The following is a 14,636-nucleotide window of genomic DNA, read 5'->3' on the forward strand; positions in this document are numbered from 1 at the left end:
TGCCACAATATCAGGATGTTGGAATTCACTTTATTTGGCGTGTTCATGGTGGGCTTGCTCGGTGGCGGCCACTGCGCCGGGATGTGCGGTGGCATTGTCGGCGCGGTCAGCATGAGCTTGCCGGGCGCGCGACCACGCCTGCCGTTTCTGCTTGCCTACAATGGCGGGCGTATTTTGAGTTACACCCTGGCCGGGGTCTTGGCGGGGGCGCTTGGCGCCAGCAGCTTTTTTCTGGGGCATATTCTTCCCATTCAGAAAATACTCTACGGACTCAGCAGCGTGATGCTGGTGTTGCTGGGCTTGTACCTGGCAGGTGTATGGCATGGCGTGACCTATGTTGAGCGGCTGGGCAGCGTGCTTTGGCGGCAATTGCAGCCTTTGTCCAGACGCTTGTTGCCGGTGCAATCGCCCTGGCAGGCCATATTGCTGGGGGCAGTGTGGGGCTGGTTGCCCTGTGGTTTGGTTTATAGCGTGCTGGTGGCTGCGTTGGCGGCTGGCAATGCCGTGCAAGGGGGGTTGCTGATGCTGGCGTTTGGTCTGGGCACCTTGCCTACCTTGCTGGCGATGGGTATGGCGGCGGTTAAGCTGAAAAAAGTGTTGCAGCAGGGCTGGCTCAGAAAGCTGAGCGGGTTGGCGGTAATACTGTTTGGCTTGTTCGGGCTTTACCGCGTGCTGCTGTGAGCGCGCGCAGGGCAAGCATCAAAGGCGATGCTTACTCTGCGGGCTTGAGGTGGTACATGGCCAGGCTGCCACGCAGATTGGGCATCATGTTGATGGGCTCCTGCTCTGTCAGCACCAGCCGCTCCATCACTTCAATATGGTGGTTGATGCAGAACTCGTCAAAATCCTTGATGGTGCACAGGTGTACGTTAGGTGTGTCATACCACTGGTAGGGCAGATTCTTGGAAACCGGCATCTGCCCGGCAATCAGCTGAAAGCGGTGGCGCCAGTAACCAAAATTGGGGAAAGTGACGATGGCCTCATGGCCTACGCGCAGCATTTCCTGCACGATGCCTTCGGTATTCAGCACCGCCTGCAAGGTCTGCGACAAGATCACCACATCAAATGACTTGGCTTCAAAGCCGGACAGGCCTGCTTCCAGGTCCATCTGAATCACATCGACGCCATTGCTCATGCTGGCCAGCCAGTTGGCGTCATCTTTCTCAACGCCATAACCGCGTACCTGCAGGGTGTCGCGCAGATAGCCCAGCAGGGTGCCGTCGCCGCATCCCAGATCCAGTACCTTGGCACCAGGTTTAATCCATTTTGCGATCAGCGCAAAGTCGTGTCTTGATTTTGCAGCATCGGCAAACTTGATGGAGGTGTTGCTCATGCCTGGCCTCCGACTTTAATTTTCTTGAGATAGTTGCGCAGAATGGCGTGGTAGTGGGCATCCTGCATCAAAAAGGCATCATGGCCGTGCGCTGCAGTCACTTCGGCATAGCTTACCGACAGCTCGTTATCCAGCAGTGCTTTTACGATCTCGCGAGAACGTGCTGGCGAGAAGCGCCAGTCACTGGTGAATGAAATTACCAGAAAGTCGGCCTGAGCCGGCGCCAAAGCCTGCGAGAGATCGCCATCGTGCGCCAGGGCGGGATCAAAATAATCCAGCGCGCGCGTCATGCGCAGATAGGTGTTGGCATCAAATTCACCGGCGAATTTATCGCCCTGATAGCGCAGGTAGGACTCCATCTCGAACTCGACGTCAAAGCTGTACTTGATCTCGCCTTCGCGCAGTTTGCGGCCAAACTTGGCACCCATGGCATCGTCAGACAGATAGGTAATATGCCCCAGCATGCGGGCAATGCGCAGGCCGCGACGCGGCACGACCTTGTGCGCATAGTAATCGCCGCCGTGGAATTCAGGGTCGGTGATGATGGCCTGGCGAGCCACTTCATTGAAGGCGATATTCTGCGCAGTAAGATTGGGCGCCGCGGCAATCACCAGTGCATGGCGCACGCGTTCGGGGTAGCTGATGGTCCACTGCAAGGCCTGCATGCCACCCAGGCTGCCACCGACGATGGCGGCCAGTTGCTTGATGCCGAGGTAATCGGCCAGGCGGGCTTGCGAAGTGACCCAGTCTTCCACTGTGAGCAGCGGGAATGCCGAGCCCCATGGCTTGCCGGTTTGCGGATGTATGCTCGATGGGCCGGTGCTGCCATGACAGCCGCCCAGATTGTTGAGGCCAATGACGAAAAAGCGGTTGGTATCCAGGGGCTTGCCGGGGCCGATCAGGTTATCCCACCAGCCGGCATGTTTGTCGGTCTCGGCGTATTTGCCCGCCACGTGGTGGTGACCGGACAGCGCGTGACAGATCATCACCGCGTTGGATTTGTCGGCGTTCAGCGTGCCATAGGTTTCATAAACGAGGTCGTATTGCGGAAGGACTTCGCCGCTTTTCAGGGGCAGCGGGTCAGTGAAGTGCGCAATCTGTGGGGCTACAATGCCGATGGAGGAGGATTCTGACATTTCGCGATTATACTATGGCTAAAGCCCTATGCCCTATCTGGATAACAACATGTCTATCAGTGCTTTTCAGAGCCATTTTCCCGAGTTCGGTTCCCGCGTGTTTGTGCATGATGCTGCCACCATTATTGGTCAGGTCAGCCTGGGCGATGACGCCTCCGTCTGGCCGGGCGTGGTGATACGCGGTGACGTGAATTTCATCCGCATCGGCCATGGCACCAATATCCAGGATCTCAGCATGCTGCATGTCAGCCATCAATCGAGCTGGGATCCACCCGGCGCCCCGCTCATTATCGGCAACCATGTCACTGTCGGCCATAGCGTGATCCTGCATGGCTGCACGCTGGAAGATGAGTGCCTGATCGGCATGGGCAGTATTGTCATGGACAAAGTCGTGGTGCAAAAGCATGTATTGCTGGGCGCGGGCAGTCTGGTGCCGGAGGGTAAGATTCTGGAAAGCGGCTATTTGTATATCGGCCGCCCCGCCAAGAAAGTACGTGCCCTCACCGAGGCCGAAATCGCCCATTTCAGTTATTCCGCCCAGCACTACATGCGGCTCAAGGATCGCTATCTGCATCCGGATGCCACGGCCTGATCGGGTATAATCATCCCCTTGATTTTAATGAAGGAGTGGGCATGCCTACCGAAGTCCATGTGCATGGCTATCTTGAGCTGGTTGAGGGCGTGAGCGCGCGCCAGGTGGAGGATGCTTGCCGTCCTCTGCTGCAGGAAATGGAAGTGGCGCACCTGAGTGAGTTGAAAAGCATGGAGCCTGAGCAGCCCGGCTTTTTCTACAATGCAGGCAATTGGGCGCTGGAGATGTGCTGCACGCTGGAAGTGGAAGAGACTTTCTTCAAGGCACTGGAAGCGGCCATGGTAGCGCTGGGGCCTTTGTGCGACAAAGCGGCACCGGTGGAAGTCAGTACTTACCATGAAGATGGGCGCGATGAGCTGCAACTGATTTTTGTCGGCCCGACCGCAGCCGCGATTCTGGATGCGCAGCGCCGCGAAATGCTGGCGGATGTAGGTGGTCTGCTGGCGCGGCATTTTGGTCAGGGTGAAATCGATGAGGTGCTGGGGCTGGTCGATCAGCTGTTCCGGCGTCAGGGCCATGCCCTGCAAGCCAATGATTTCAGTGTAGGCCTGACACCTGGCGGCAGTGATCGCCGTCGCTTGCACTAATTCTCTTTTTCCTGCACGCCGGGGGTGTTTCGGTGTGTGGGTATCTGAATTTCTCGATCCCTGTTTACTGTTGAATGCTGGTGGCTTCGGCTGCCGGCATATTGCTATGCCAGCAGGATCTAGCCAGTCCATTGCCCGAGCGTCACGCGGGCGATGCCTGCCAGGTCGTGCGCATGTTGAACATCGCTAAAGCCAGTATTTCGCATCAACGTGGCGACGGCGTCGGCTTGGTCGTAGCCATGCTCCAGCAGCAGCCAGCCTGATGGCTGGAGGTGCGCCGGAGCGTGCTGAACGATGATGCGAATGTCATCCAGCCCATCCGCTCCGGAAGCCAGTGCGCTGAGGGGTTCGTGGCGAAGATCACCCTGCTGCAAATGCGGGTCGTCCATGCGGATGTAGGGTGGGTTGCTGACGATAACATCAAACTTCAAATCGGCGAGCGGGGTAAACCAGCTGCCCAGTCTGAATTCCACATTCCCTTTTGTTATGCCATGGGTGTCGGGTTCGGTGATGGCTAACCCCAGTGCTTCCGCATTCTGCCTGGCAACCTGCAAGGCCGCCGCGGAGGCGTCGACCGCTATCACCCTGGATTGCGGGCGGTGCGCAGCTATGGCTAGTGCGATGGCACCAGTGCCGGTGCCGAGATCCAGCACCTGACGAGGTTCTTCACGGGGGATGCGCGCCAGGGCGGCTTCTACTAGCGTTTCGGTATCCGGTCGTGGAATCAGCGTGGCTGGCGATACCGCGAGACGTAATCCAAAAAATTCGCGGTTGCCGAGAATGTAGGCGACCGGTTCGCCCGCCAGACGCCTGTGCAGTAAATCGTGAAATGCGGATGCGACCGCCGAGGGCAGGGCGTCGCTCTCATGGGCGATCAGCCAGGCATGCTCCACATTGCCTAATGCCTGACTCATCAGCATGCGAGCTTCATTGCGGGCTTCGCGGCTTTCAAGATTCAGCCTGGAGCCGAGTTGCTGCTGGGCTTCCCGCAGGGCTTGCTGAATGGTGGACATGACTTACTTGCGCAGGTGACGCCAGAGGATGATGACAATGCCGAGATTGATCAGAAGCAGGGCATAGCTCAGCACCGATGGTTGCCGCAGGATTTCCACCGCTTCAAACGGCAGGTAGACGCCCGCGCTGATCAGCCCCAGCCATTTGGCCCATGGCCGGTCGTACCATAGTCCATAGGCTTCTGCCCAGCGCAGTCCCACATACGCGAGTGCCCCGGCGGTGATGGCCAGCAGGCGCGGCTGGCTCACATCGGCGGCCAGTTGCAATAAAAAGCGCGGGGTTTGTCGGGCGGGATTTAAATGGAAATGCGCCACCAGTTGCTCCGCAGCGGCCTGCCAGTCGGTATGCAGATGCGTCAGCACGGCAAGGGCGGTGAGCAGGATCAGGGCGCCTTTGGCGGCTTCCAGCAGGGCGATGCTGCGCAGGCTGGCGGCAGATTTCATGGTCGCTTAGTTGTCTTCGCCCAGCGTGGCCAGCAGGTCGGCCTGATGCTCATTGGCAAGGGCGTTGATCAGCTCGTCCATATCGCCTTCGGTAATCGCATCAATCTTGTACAGCGTGAGGTTGATGCGGTGGTCGGTGATGCGGCCTTGCGGGTAATTATAGGTGCGGATGCGTTCGGAGCGATCCCCGCTACCGATCAGGCTGCGGCGTTCGCTGGCAATCTTGCTCTGCTGCTCGTTGACCTGCTTGGCCTTGATGCGGGCAGCCAGCACCTGCATGGCCTGTGCCTTGTTGGAGTGCTGGCTGCGGCCATCCTGACATTCCACCACAATGCCAGTGGGAAAGTGCGTAATGCGCACGGCGGAGTCGGTTTTGTTGATGTGCTGACCACCGGCGCCGGAGGCGCGGAAGGTATCAATGCGGATATCAGCGGGGTTGATCGTGACATCGCTGACTTCGTCCACTTCAGGCAATACCGCCACGGTGCAGGCCGAGGTGTGGATGCGGCCCTGGGTTTCGGTTTCCGGCACGCGCTGCACGCGATGCCCGCCCGACTCGAACTTGAGTTTGGAGTAAGCGCCGAAGCCTTCAATCTTGGCGATGATTTCCTTGTAGCCGCCGACTTCGGATTCACTGGCGGATACTACCTCCACTTTCCAGCGCTGGCGTTCGGCATAACGCGAATACATGCGGAACAGGTCACCGGCAAACAGCGCCGACTCATCGCCGCCAGTACCGGCACGTATTTCGAGGAAGATGTTGCGTTCATCGTTGGGGTCCTTGGGCAGCAGCAGTTTCTGCAGCGCCATGGCAATCTCTTCCAGCCGTGCTTTGCCTGCCTCGATTTCTTCCTGCGCAAAGGCTTTCATCTCAGGGTCTGCCAGCATGGCATGGGCTTCCTTGAGGTCGTTCTCGCACTGCTCGTAAGCACGGTATTGCTCGACGATGGGCGTGATTTCGGCGTGCTCGCGCGAAATCTTGCGGTAGTTGTCCATATCCGACGTGGCGTCTTCACTGGATAGCAGGCGGTTCAATTCATCAAGGCGCTCGCTCAGGGTGGCGAGCTTTTTCAGCATGGAGGGTTTCATTACGGATTCTTAATCGTGGTGGAGCTGGTAGAGTTGGCGCAACAGGCTTTCCAGTTGTTCGCGGTTGTCGCCATGGGCTTGATTCAGTGCGTGGCTGGGGCCATGCAGAAGTTTGTTGGTGAGCGCGGTGCTTAGCGCTTCCAGGGCAGCAATCGGGTCTTCGCCGCGGGCGATCAGTTTCTGGGCTTTTTCAAGCTCGCTGCGGCGGAAATGCTCGGCCTGATCACGCAGCGCCCGTATGGTGGGGACGGCATCGCGGGTTTTCAGCCAGTGCATGAAATTGTCCACGCGCAGGGCAATAATCTTCTCGGCTTCGCGCGCGGCCTCCTGGCGATTCACCAGGCCCTCCTGCACCACTTGCGCCAGGTCATCCACGGTATAGAGGAAGACGTCATCCAGCTCGGCTGCTTCGGCTTCAATGTCGCGCGGTACGGCGAGGTCGACCATGAACATGGGGCGGTGTTTGCGGGTCTTGATGGCACGCTCCACCATGCCGAGGCCGACAATGGGCAGCTGGCTGGCAGTGGAGGTGACGACAATATCAAAATCGGCCAGGCGGTCCGGAATATCGCCCAGCAGCATGGCGTGGCCGCCGATGCGGGCAGCCAGTTCGCTGCCGCGCTCCATGGTGCGGTTCGCGACGGTGATGGAGGCGGGCTTGTGCGTGGCGAAGTGCTCCGCACATAACTCGATCATTTCACCCGCGCCGATGAACAGCACATGCAGGCCATGCAGATTACCAAAAATGCGCTGCGCCAGCTTGACCGAGGCGGCAGCCATGGAAATGGAGCTGGCGCCAATATCAGTGGTGGTGCGGACTTCCTTGGCGACGGCAAAGGTGCGCTGGAACAGCTTGTGCAGCAGGGTGCCGAGGGTGCCTGCGTGTTCGGCGATTTTTACCGCCTGCTTCATCTGCCCCAGAATCTGCGCTTCGCCCAGTACCATGGAATCCAGCCCTGCGGCCACGCGGAAGGCGTGCTTTACGGCATCTTCGCTGGGCAGGGTATACATGTAAGGCTGGATATTGTGGGTTTGCAGCTGGTGGTATTTTGCCAGCCAGTCCAGGGCTTTTTGCGGATCGTCGGTATTACAGTAAAGCTCTGTCCGGTTGCAGGTGGACAAGATGGCCGCCTCGCGCACGCCATGCGTGCTGAGATCGCGCAGGGCTTCTTCCAGGGTTTCGCTCTGAAAGGCTACGTGCTCGCGGATCGCAATGGGGGCGGTGGTGTGGTTCACACCGACGGTGAATAGATGCATTTCGTAATTTTCCAGTATCGCGCCAGCATAAGCAACAATTTCAGTCAGATAGATATCTTCCCTAGTAACGGCCAGTTGGGCGAAATGTTGACCTCTGGCGGGGCTAAAGGGCTGTCTAGACGTCACAAATCCGGGTAAAATGCGGGTTTTTCAACTGATTGATTCGTAGCCATGGCCAAACCATTCAGAATTGCCCCAAGTATTCTTTCCGCCAACTTTGCCAAGCTGGGCCAGGAAATCAGCGATGTCATCACTTCCGGTGCTGATATCGTTCACTTCGACGTAATGGACAACCACTACGTTCCCAACCTGACCATTGGTCCATTGGTCTGTGAGGCCATCCGCCCAGTGACCGATGCCATTATTGATGTGCATTTGATGGTCAAGCCTGTTGATCGCATCATCCCTGATTTTGCCAAGGCTGGCGCCAACATCATTACCTTCCACCCTGAAGCTTCCGACCACATTGACCGCAGCCTGTCGCTGGTGCGCGAATTGGGTTGCAAGTCCGGCCTGGTGTTCAACCCTGCTACTCCGCTGGATTACCTCGACTACGTCATGGACAAGGTCGACATGATTCTGCTGATGTCGGTTAACCCTGGTTTTGGCGGTCAGAAGTTTATTCCTGGCACGCTGGACAAGCTGCGTCAGGCCCGCGCCCGCATTGATGCCTACACCGAAAAGACTGGCCGTGAAATCTGGCTGGAAATTGACGGTGGTGTGAATACGGCCAATATCGCCGAGATCGCGCGTGCTGGTGCTGATACTTTCGTGGCTGGTTCCGCCGTGTTCGGTGCTGGCAAGGATACCGATCCTAACCGTTACGACACCATTATCGGCAACCTGCGCGCCGAGCTGGCCAAGGTGTAATCCTGCTGCCATCGCGCAAGCGGTGGCACATGGAGTGCCCTGCGGAATCCCCGTGGTGAATTTCCCGATCCCGGTGCGCGCCGTGGCGCTCGATCTGGATGGTACGCTTCTGCATACCGCTCCAGATCTGGCGGATGCGGCGAATCGCATGCTGCTCGCCCTGGGGCGGCCAGCCCTGCCAGAAGCGCTGGTCATGACCTATGTGGGCAATGGCGCGGCGCGGCTGGTCAAGCGTCTGCTGACGGGGGAGATGGAAGCGGAGCCTGATGCCGCGGCGTTTGAGCAGGCACAGGCCCTGTTTTTTGAGCACTATGCCGAGGTGTTGACGCGGCGCAGTGCGCCTTACCCCGGCGCGATGGATGGGGTAAAGCAATTGCATGCGGCCGGCTACAAGCTGGCCTGTATTACCAATAAACCGGAACGCTTTACGTTGCCACTGCTCCAAGCGATGGGCATGTTGCCGTATTTTTCGCTGGTGCTGTCAGGAGACAGCCTGCCGCGCAAAAAGCCGGACCCGTTGCCCTTGCTGCATATGGCCGAAATGTTTGGCGTCAGCCCCGCGCAGATGGTGATGATAGGCGACTCCTCTGCCGATGTGGGTGCAGCGCGTGCCGCGGGATGTGCGGCGATTGCGGTTTCGTATGGGTATAATCGCGGGCAGCCTGCCGATATGCTGGGGGCGGACGCGGTGATCGACAGTCTGCAAGAAGCGGCTTTTTTATTAACGTATGATCAACACGTGTGATCCAAGGTAAATTGATGAATTTCCAGGACTTTAAATGCCAGCTCAGCTGGCGATGGTGGCGCTGAACTCTGACGAACGTCCTGCGGGACGCATCTAGAGGGCGCATGCCTGCGCCTGACGCACATACAAGACTTGGGAATTACTATGTTACAAACCATCACTAAGCACGAGTTCAAGGCCCTGGCGGACCAGGGTTATAACCGCATTCCGCTGGTCGTCGAAACCTTCGCCGACCTCGATACCCCGCTTTCTCTCTATCTCAAACTGGCGAATCGTCCTTTCTCCTACCTGCTGGAATCTGTGCAGGGCGGTGAGCGATTTGGCCGCTACTCCATCATAGGCTTGCCTGCCCGTACCCGTATCGTGGCGCATGATCGCGATATCAAGGTGTTGCAGGACGATGTCGTGATTGAGTCCGCCGCTGATATTAATCCGCTGGATTTCGTCAAACAGTATCAGGCACGTTTCAAAACACCGCCTTACCAGGGTTTGCCTCGCTTTACCGGCGGTCTGGCCGGTTATTTCGGCTACGAAACCGTGCGCTACATCGAGCCACGGCTCACGCGCAACGCGCATGCCAAGACCGATGCGCTGGGCGTGCCCGATATTTTGCTCATGGTGTCCGAAGAGCTGGCTGTGGTGGATAACCTGTCAGGCAAGCTTTATTTCATCGTGTATGCGGACCCCGCGACGGATAACGCCTATGAAGCAGCGCATCAGCGCCTGCAGCAATTGCTGACGCAGCTGCGCCAGCCGGTCGCCATTCCTCAAGCGCCTGCGATGGCGCCGAGCGAAGCGGTGTCGGAGTTTGGCGAAGCCAATTTCAAGGCAGCCGTCGACCAGGCCAAGCGCTATATTTTTGATGGCGACATCATGCAGGTGGTGCTGGCGCAACGCTTGTCGCAACCGTTTGCTGCATCCCCCATGTCGCTTTACCGCGCATTGCGCAGCCTTAACCCATCGCCTTACATGTTTTATTACGATATGGGCGATCACCATGTGGTGGGTGCTTCACCTGAAATTCTGGTGCGGCTGGAAAACGATATGGTCACTGCCCGCCCGATTGCCGGCACCCGTCCTCGCGGCAAGACGCGCGAGCATGACATTGCGCTGGCCGAAGAGCTGCTGGCTGACCCCAAGGAGCGTGCCGAGCATGTGCAGCTGATGGACCTCGGCCGTAACGATGTGGGCCGCGTCGCGGTGACGGGTTCGGTCAAGGTCACAGACAGCATGGTGATTGAGCGCTATTCGCATGTGATGCATATCGTGTCCAACGTGGAAGGCAAGCTCAAGCCAGGCATGGAGGCGATTGATGTGCTGAAAGCCACTTTCCCTGCCGGTACGGTGAGCGGTGCGCCCAAGGTGCGCGCCATGGAAATCATAGATGAACTGGAGCCTTCCAAGCGCGGGATTTATGCGGGTGCTGTTGGTTATCTTGGCTTCAATGGCGATATGGACCTGGCGATTGCCATTCGGACCGCCGTGATCAAGGACAAGACGCTTTATGTGCAGGCCGGTGCCGGTATTGTGGCCGACTCGGTGCCCGAGAGCGAATGGATGGAAACGCAGAACAAGGCAAGAGCCGTGATTCGCGCCGCCGAGATTGTGCTCGCCGGTCTGGACAGCAATGCCGGTCAACTGGCTCAAGGGAAGGAATAATCATGCTGCTGATGATCGATAACTACGATTCGTTCACCTATAACCTGGTGCAATATCTGGGTGAGCTGGGCCAGGATGTGCAAGTCTATCGCAACGATGAAATTGACCTGGCCAAGGTGGCTGAACTGAAGCCGGATCACATTGTGATTTCGCCCGGCCCCTGTACGCCCAATGAGGCAGGTATTTCAGTGCCGCTGATCCATGAGTTTGCTGGCAAGATTCCCCTGCTGGGGGTATGTCTCGGCCACCAGAGCATAGGGCAGGCGTTTGGCGGACGCATCATTCACGCCAAGCAACTGATGCATGGCAAGACCTCGCAGGTATCCCATAACAATGTCGGGGTGTTCAGCGGTTTGCCCAATCCGTTTACGGCGACTCGTTACCATTCGCTGGTGATTGAGCGCGAGACGATCCCCGATTGCCTGGAAATCACGGCATGGACTGATGACGGCGAGATCATGGGCGTGCGGCATAAAACCCTGCCGGTGGAAGGCGTGCAGTTTCATCCGGAATCCATCCTGACCGAGCACGGGCACGATCTCCTGAATAATTTCCTGAAAGCCTACTGATGGACATGACCGTCAAGGCCGCGCTGCAAAAGCTGATCCAGCATCAGAATTTCACCCACGGTGAAATGCTCTCCATCATGCGGCAGGTGATGGGCGGCGAACTCACGCCTGCGCAGATTGCCGGTCTGCTGATTGGTTTGCGCGTCAAGGGCGAAACGGTGGATGAAATTGCCGCGGCTGCCGAAGTCATGCGCGAGCTGTCCACCAAGGTGGTGGTGGCAGATGATGCTTATCTGATCGATACCTGTGGCACGGGCGGGGCGGTGAACAAGGCCTTCAATGTGTCGACCTGCTCGGCGTTTGTTGCCGCCGGTGCGCAGGCTCGCATTGCCAAGCACGGCAATCGGGCAGCTTCATCCAAGACCGGCAGCGCCGATGTGCTGGAGGCACTGGGCGTCAATATCAACCTGCAGCCGGAGCAGGTCGCCCGCTGCGTGAATGAGGTCGGCATCGGCTTCATGTTTGCCCCTAATCATCATAGCGCCATGAAGCATGCGGGTCCGGTGCGGCGTGAACTCGGCGTGCGCACGCTGTTCAATCTCCTGGGTCCGCTGACCAATCCGGCAGGGGCCAAACGCCAGGTGATGGGCGTATTCCACAAAGACCTGGTGCCCTTGCTGGCGCATGCGTTGCAGCGACTGGGCAGCGAGCATGTCATGGTGGTATTCAGCGCCGATGAGATGGATGAAATTTCTTTCTCTGGCGATACCTATGTGGCGGAACTGAAAGACGGGGTGGTCACGGAGTACACCTTGAACCCGCGTGATTTCGGGATGCCTTTGCATGATGTGGATAGCATACGCGTGGAAAATGCGGCGGAATCTGCCGAGTTGATCAAGGCTGTACTGCGTGGTGAACAAGGCCCTGCGCGCGATATCGTGCTGCTGAATGCGGGTGCGGCGATTTATGTGGCCGGTCAGGCCGCTACCTTGCAGGCGGGGATTCAGCGTGCTGCCGAGGCGATCGACAGCGGTGCCGCCATGCAGAAACTGGAAGCCCTGCGTAGCCTGGCTGCATCGGCATGAAGCGTTTGATACTGGCAGCGGCGATTGCCGCTGGGTATACCATTTGGCATTTTTCCTCCGTCGCGACTGAAGTAGCGCCTGTTGCCCAGCCCATCGAGCTGGCACGCCCAGCGACCTGGCAGGATGGCGATGCGGTTATACAGCAGGCGTTTGACCACAGGCTCAGCCATGTGCAGGTCAAGGCGCGTGGCCGCGTAGTGAAGGTGCTCAAGGATGACAACGACGGTACGCGGCATCAGCGCATACTGGTTCGCCTTGAAAACGGCATCACGGTGCTGATTGCCCATAATATTGACCTCGCCCCGCGTATTCCCGCACTGGGCGTTGGCGACGAGCTGGCGTTTTATGGCGAATATGTCTGGAATGCCAAGGGCGGCGTGGTGCACTGGACGCACCATGACCCGCAGCAGCGCCATACGCCAGGCTGGCTCGAATACCAGGGCAAAACGTACCAGTAGCAAGCGTATATCCATTAGCGTATTTTTCAATTGGAACCAGCATGTCCGATATCTTGAATAAAATCCTCCGCGTGAAGCAGGCGGAAGTGCAGGCCGCCATGGCCGCCTATCCGCTCGTCATGGTGCAGCGCGACGCGCAGGCCATGCCAGCGCCGCGTGACTTTGTGGGCGCTATTCGCCAGAAGATGAATGCAGGCCAGGCCGCGGTGATTGCCGAAATCAAAAAGGCCAGCCCCTCCAAAGGGGTGATTCGCGAAGACTTCCAGCCAGCCCAGATTGCGGCAAGCTATGAAAAGGGCGGTGCAGCCTGTCTTTCCGTGCTGACCGATCGCGATTTCTTTCAGGGCTCGCCAGAATATTTGCAGCAGGCGCGGGCCGCATGTGCCTTACCTGTGTTGCGCAAGGATTTCATGATCGAGGCCTATCAGGTTTACGAAGCCCGTGCCATGGGTGCCGATTGCATACTGCTGATCGCTGCAGCGTTGGACTTGCCTCGTATGCGCCAGCTGGAAACCATTGCCCATGATCTGGGCATGGCGGTGCTGGTGGAAGTGCATAACGGGGAAGAGCTTGATCTGGCGCTGCAGCTGGAGACGCCTTTGCTCGGGATCAATAACCGCAATCTGCGCACGTTTGAAGTGACACTGGATACCACGCTGGGATTATTGCCGCGCATTCCGGCGGGCAAAATCGTCGTCACCGAATCCGGTATTTTCACGCCGGAAGATGTAGCCCTGATGCGCCAGCATGAGGTGCATACCTTCCTGGTGGGCGAGGCGTTCATGCGCCAGCCTGAGCCAGGTGCCGAACTCGCCCGTGTATTTGCCTGAGGAGTATCACCCCATGTCCGCATCCAGCAAACAATTCCTTATGAGCCGTCCGCGCCGCATGCGCCGTGATGCCTTTTCACGTCGCTTGATGCGCGAAAACGTCATCACGACCAATGACCTGATTTATCCGGTGTTTGTGCTGGATGGTGAGCAGCGCCAGGAGGAAGTAGCCTCCATGCCGGGTGTGGTGCGGCAGAGCATAGATCATCTGCTGCAAACAGCGGCTGAATGCGTGCGTCTGGGGATTCCTGCACTGGCCTTGTTCCCGGTGGTGGATCAGGCAGGCAAGTGCCTGGATGCCAATGAAGCCTATAACCCGCAAGGGTTGGTGCCGCGCGCCGTGCGTGCACTCAAAGAGGCGCACCCTGAGCTCGGCATCATTACCGATGTGGCGCTGGACCCCTACACCACGCATGGTCAGGATGGCCTGATTGATGACAGCGGCTATGTGCTGAACGATGAAACCGTGGAAGTGCTGATCCGCCAGGCGCTATGCCATGCTGAGGCAGGTGCTGACGTAGTGGCACCATCGGACATGATGGACGGCCGCATAGGCGCCATTCGCGAGGCCTTGGAGCAACACGGGCATATACATACCCGCATCCTGGCCTACTCGGCTAAGTATGCATCAGCGTTTTATGGGCCGTTTCGGGATGCGGTTGGCTCGTCGTCAAATCTGGGACGGGGCAACAAGTACAGTTATCAGATGGACCCTGCCAATTCAAATGAAGCATTGGTTGAAGTTGCGCTAGATCTAGAGCAAGGGGCGGATATGGTGATGGTGAAACCCGGTATGCCATATTTGGATATTGTGCGTCGTGTCAAAGATGAATTTGGGGTGCCGACCTATGCCTATCAGGTCAGCGGCGAATATGCCATGCTGAAAGCGGCCTCGCAAAATGGCTGGCTCGATGAGCAGGCCTGCGTCATGGAAGCCATGCTGGCTTTCAAGCGTGCAGGTGCTGACGGAATCCTGACTTACTTTGCGATGGATGTAGCGCGCTGGTTGCGTGGCTAGCGCATTTCTTC

The 14,636-nt window shown here is 58.0% G+C and carries 17 protein-coding genes; 11 read left to right on the top strand and 6 right to left on the bottom strand.

Translation table 11 applies throughout. The features are described 5' to 3' along the window. Positions 1-15 precede the first annotated feature (15 nt). Positions 16-681: a sulfite exporter TauE/SafE family protein gene (locus FNL37_RS01920; RefSeq protein WP_159354945.1), complete on the top strand. Its 666-nt coding sequence runs from the start codon at positions 16-18 to the stop codon at positions 679-681. Between the two features lie 31 nt (positions 682-712). On the opposite strand, the gene metW is transcribed toward FNL37_RS01920, so the two are convergent. Then, positions 713-1,333: a methionine biosynthesis protein MetW gene (metW, locus tag FNL37_RS01925; RefSeq protein ID WP_159354946.1), complete on the bottom strand. Its 621-nt coding sequence runs from the start codon at positions 1,331-1,333 to the stop codon at positions 713-715. After that, positions 1,330-2,469, bottom strand: a complete 1,140-nt coding sequence (gene metX / locus FNL37_RS01930) for a homoserine O-succinyltransferase MetX (RefSeq protein WP_159354947.1) — start codon at positions 2,467-2,469, stop codon at positions 1,330-1,332. Before metX ends, metW begins: the two co-directional genes overlap by 4 nt. Positions 2,470-2,497: 28 nt before the next feature. On the opposite strand from metX, the gene FNL37_RS01935 reads away from it, so the two are divergent. Next, positions 2,498-3,061 carry a gamma carbonic anhydrase family protein gene (locus FNL37_RS01935; RefSeq protein ID WP_159354948.1) on the top strand — a complete coding sequence of 188 codons (564 nt, stop codon included), beginning with the start codon at positions 2,498-2,500 and terminating at the stop codon, positions 3,059-3,061. 41 nt (positions 3,062-3,102) lie between these two features. Further along, a complete protein-coding gene (locus FNL37_RS01940) occupies positions 3,103-3,648 on the top strand; it encodes a DUF6806 family protein (RefSeq protein WP_159354949.1) in 546 nt (181 codons plus the stop codon). A 119-nt stretch (positions 3,649-3,767) separates the two neighbouring features. Here the strand turns inward: FNL37_RS01940 and prmC are convergent, their stop codons facing one another. Genes prmC through hemA form a run of 4 tightly spaced genes read right to left on the bottom strand, consistent with a single transcriptional unit; the run spans position 3,768 to position 7,451 of the window. After that, the gene (prmC, locus tag FNL37_RS01945; protein ID WP_159354950.1) at positions 3,768-4,661 is read right to left on the bottom strand and encodes a peptide chain release factor N(5)-glutamine methyltransferase; all 894 of its coding nucleotides are present in this window, start codon (positions 4,659-4,661) and stop codon (positions 3,768-3,770) included. Positions 4,662-4,664: 3 nt separating this feature from the next. Continuing rightward, entirely contained in the window at positions 4,665-5,105 is a 441-nt protein-coding gene (locus FNL37_RS01950) for a DUF2127 domain-containing protein (protein WP_159354951.1), read from the bottom strand. A gap of 6 nt (positions 5,106-5,111) precedes the next feature. Beyond that, positions 5,112-6,194, bottom strand: coding sequence for a peptide chain release factor 1 (gene prfA, locus FNL37_RS01955; RefSeq protein ID WP_041362408.1), 1,083 nt, complete (start codon positions 6,192-6,194; stop codon positions 5,112-5,114). Positions 6,195-6,203: 9 nt separating this feature from the next. Continuing rightward, positions 6,204-7,451 (bottom strand): glutamyl-tRNA reductase, encoded by a 1,248-nt coding sequence (hemA, locus tag FNL37_RS01960; protein ID WP_013443228.1) that lies wholly within the window; start codon positions 7,449-7,451, stop codon positions 6,204-6,206. Between the two features lie 171 nt (positions 7,452-7,622). On the opposite strand from hemA, the gene rpe reads away from it, so the two are divergent. The 8 genes from rpe to hemB all read left to right on the top strand — a co-directional run bounded on the left by rpe (position 7,623) and on the right by hemB (position 14,625). Next, the gene (gene rpe, locus FNL37_RS01965) at positions 7,623-8,321 is read left to right on the top strand and encodes a ribulose-phosphate 3-epimerase (RefSeq protein WP_013443227.1); all 699 of its coding nucleotides are present in this window, start codon (positions 7,623-7,625) and stop codon (positions 8,319-8,321) included. 52 nt (positions 8,322-8,373) lie between these two features. After that, positions 8,374-9,066: a phosphoglycolate phosphatase gene (locus FNL37_RS01970; RefSeq protein WP_159354952.1), complete on the top strand. Its 693-nt coding sequence runs from the start codon at positions 8,374-8,376 to the stop codon at positions 9,064-9,066. A gap of 144 nt (positions 9,067-9,210) precedes the next feature. Further along, positions 9,211-10,725: an anthranilate synthase component I gene (gene trpE, locus FNL37_RS01975; protein WP_159354953.1), complete on the top strand. Its 1,515-nt coding sequence runs from the start codon at positions 9,211-9,213 to the stop codon at positions 10,723-10,725. A gap of 2 nt (positions 10,726-10,727) precedes the next feature. Beyond that, positions 10,728-11,294, top strand: a complete 567-nt coding sequence (pabA, locus tag FNL37_RS01980) for an aminodeoxychorismate/anthranilate synthase component II (protein ID WP_013443224.1) — start codon at positions 10,728-10,730, stop codon at positions 11,292-11,294. Beyond that, positions 11,294-12,319, top strand: coding sequence for an anthranilate phosphoribosyltransferase (trpD, locus tag FNL37_RS01985; RefSeq protein WP_211371935.1), 1,026 nt, complete (start codon positions 11,294-11,296; stop codon positions 12,317-12,319). Before pabA ends, trpD begins: the two co-directional genes overlap by 1 nt. Beyond that, positions 12,316-12,777, top strand: coding sequence for a DUF3465 domain-containing protein (locus FNL37_RS01990; protein ID WP_159354954.1), 462 nt, complete (start codon positions 12,316-12,318; stop codon positions 12,775-12,777). The genes trpD and FNL37_RS01990 overlap by 4 nt, the downstream gene beginning before the upstream one ends. A gap of 41 nt (positions 12,778-12,818) precedes the next feature. Beyond that, positions 12,819-13,607 (top strand): indole-3-glycerol phosphate synthase TrpC, encoded by a 789-nt coding sequence (gene trpC, locus FNL37_RS01995; RefSeq protein WP_159354955.1) that lies wholly within the window; start codon positions 12,819-12,821, stop codon positions 13,605-13,607. Positions 13,608-13,620: 13 nt separating this feature from the next. Further along, positions 13,621-14,625: a porphobilinogen synthase gene (gene hemB, locus FNL37_RS02000; RefSeq protein WP_159354956.1), complete on the top strand. Its 1,005-nt coding sequence runs from the start codon at positions 13,621-13,623 to the stop codon at positions 14,623-14,625. Positions 14,626-14,636: the final 11 nt, after the last annotated feature.

This window comes from Methylovorus glucosotrophus (assembly GCF_009858335.1).
Taxonomy (GTDB): domain Bacteria; phylum Pseudomonadota; class Gammaproteobacteria; order Burkholderiales; family Methylophilaceae; genus Methylovorus; species Methylovorus glucosotrophus.

What these genes read in the sequence shown, in the direction of transcription:
- FNL37_RS01920 (WP_159354945.1), top strand. Translation starts at nt 16, where the DNA reads ATGTTGGAATTCACTTTATTTGGCGTGTTCATGGTGGGCTTGCTCGGT.
- metW (WP_159354946.1), bottom strand. Translation starts at nt 1,333, where the DNA reads ATGAGCAACACCTCCATCAAGTTTGCCGATGCTGCAAAATCAAGACAC.
- metX (WP_159354947.1), bottom strand. Translation starts at nt 2,469, where the DNA reads ATGTCAGAATCCTCCTCCATCGGCATTGTAGCCCCACAGATTGCGCAC.
- FNL37_RS01935 (WP_159354948.1), top strand. Translation starts at nt 2,498, where the DNA reads ATGCCCTATCTGGATAACAACATGTCTATCAGTGCTTTTCAGAGCCAT.
- FNL37_RS01940 (WP_159354949.1), top strand. Translation starts at nt 3,103, where the DNA reads ATGCCTACCGAAGTCCATGTGCATGGCTATCTTGAGCTGGTTGAGGGC.
- prmC (WP_159354950.1), bottom strand. Translation starts at nt 4,661, where the DNA reads ATGTCCACCATTCAGCAAGCCCTGCGGGAAGCCCAGCAGCAACTCGGC.
- FNL37_RS01950 (WP_159354951.1), bottom strand. Translation starts at nt 5,105, where the DNA reads ATGAAATCTGCCGCCAGCCTGCGCAGCATCGCCCTGCTGGAAGCCGCC.
- prfA (WP_041362408.1), bottom strand. Translation starts at nt 6,194, where the DNA reads ATGAAACCCTCCATGCTGAAAAAGCTCGCCACCCTGAGCGAGCGCCTT.
- hemA (WP_013443228.1), bottom strand. Translation starts at nt 7,451, where the DNA reads ATGCATCTATTCACCGTCGGTGTGAACCACACCACCGCCCCCATTGCG.
- rpe (WP_013443227.1), top strand. Translation starts at nt 7,623, where the DNA reads ATGGCCAAACCATTCAGAATTGCCCCAAGTATTCTTTCCGCCAACTTT.
- trpE (WP_159354953.1), top strand. Translation starts at nt 9,211, where the DNA reads ATGTTACAAACCATCACTAAGCACGAGTTCAAGGCCCTGGCGGACCAG.
- pabA (WP_013443224.1), top strand. Translation starts at nt 10,728, where the DNA reads ATGCTGCTGATGATCGATAACTACGATTCGTTCACCTATAACCTGGTG.
- trpD (WP_211371935.1), top strand. Translation starts at nt 11,294, where the DNA reads ATGGACATGACCGTCAAGGCCGCGCTGCAAAAGCTGATCCAGCATCAG.
- FNL37_RS01990 (WP_159354954.1), top strand. Translation starts at nt 12,316, where the DNA reads ATGAAGCGTTTGATACTGGCAGCGGCGATTGCCGCTGGGTATACCATT.
- trpC (WP_159354955.1), top strand. Translation starts at nt 12,819, where the DNA reads ATGTCCGATATCTTGAATAAAATCCTCCGCGTGAAGCAGGCGGAAGTG.
- hemB (WP_159354956.1), top strand. Translation starts at nt 13,621, where the DNA reads ATGTCCGCATCCAGCAAACAATTCCTTATGAGCCGTCCGCGCCGCATG.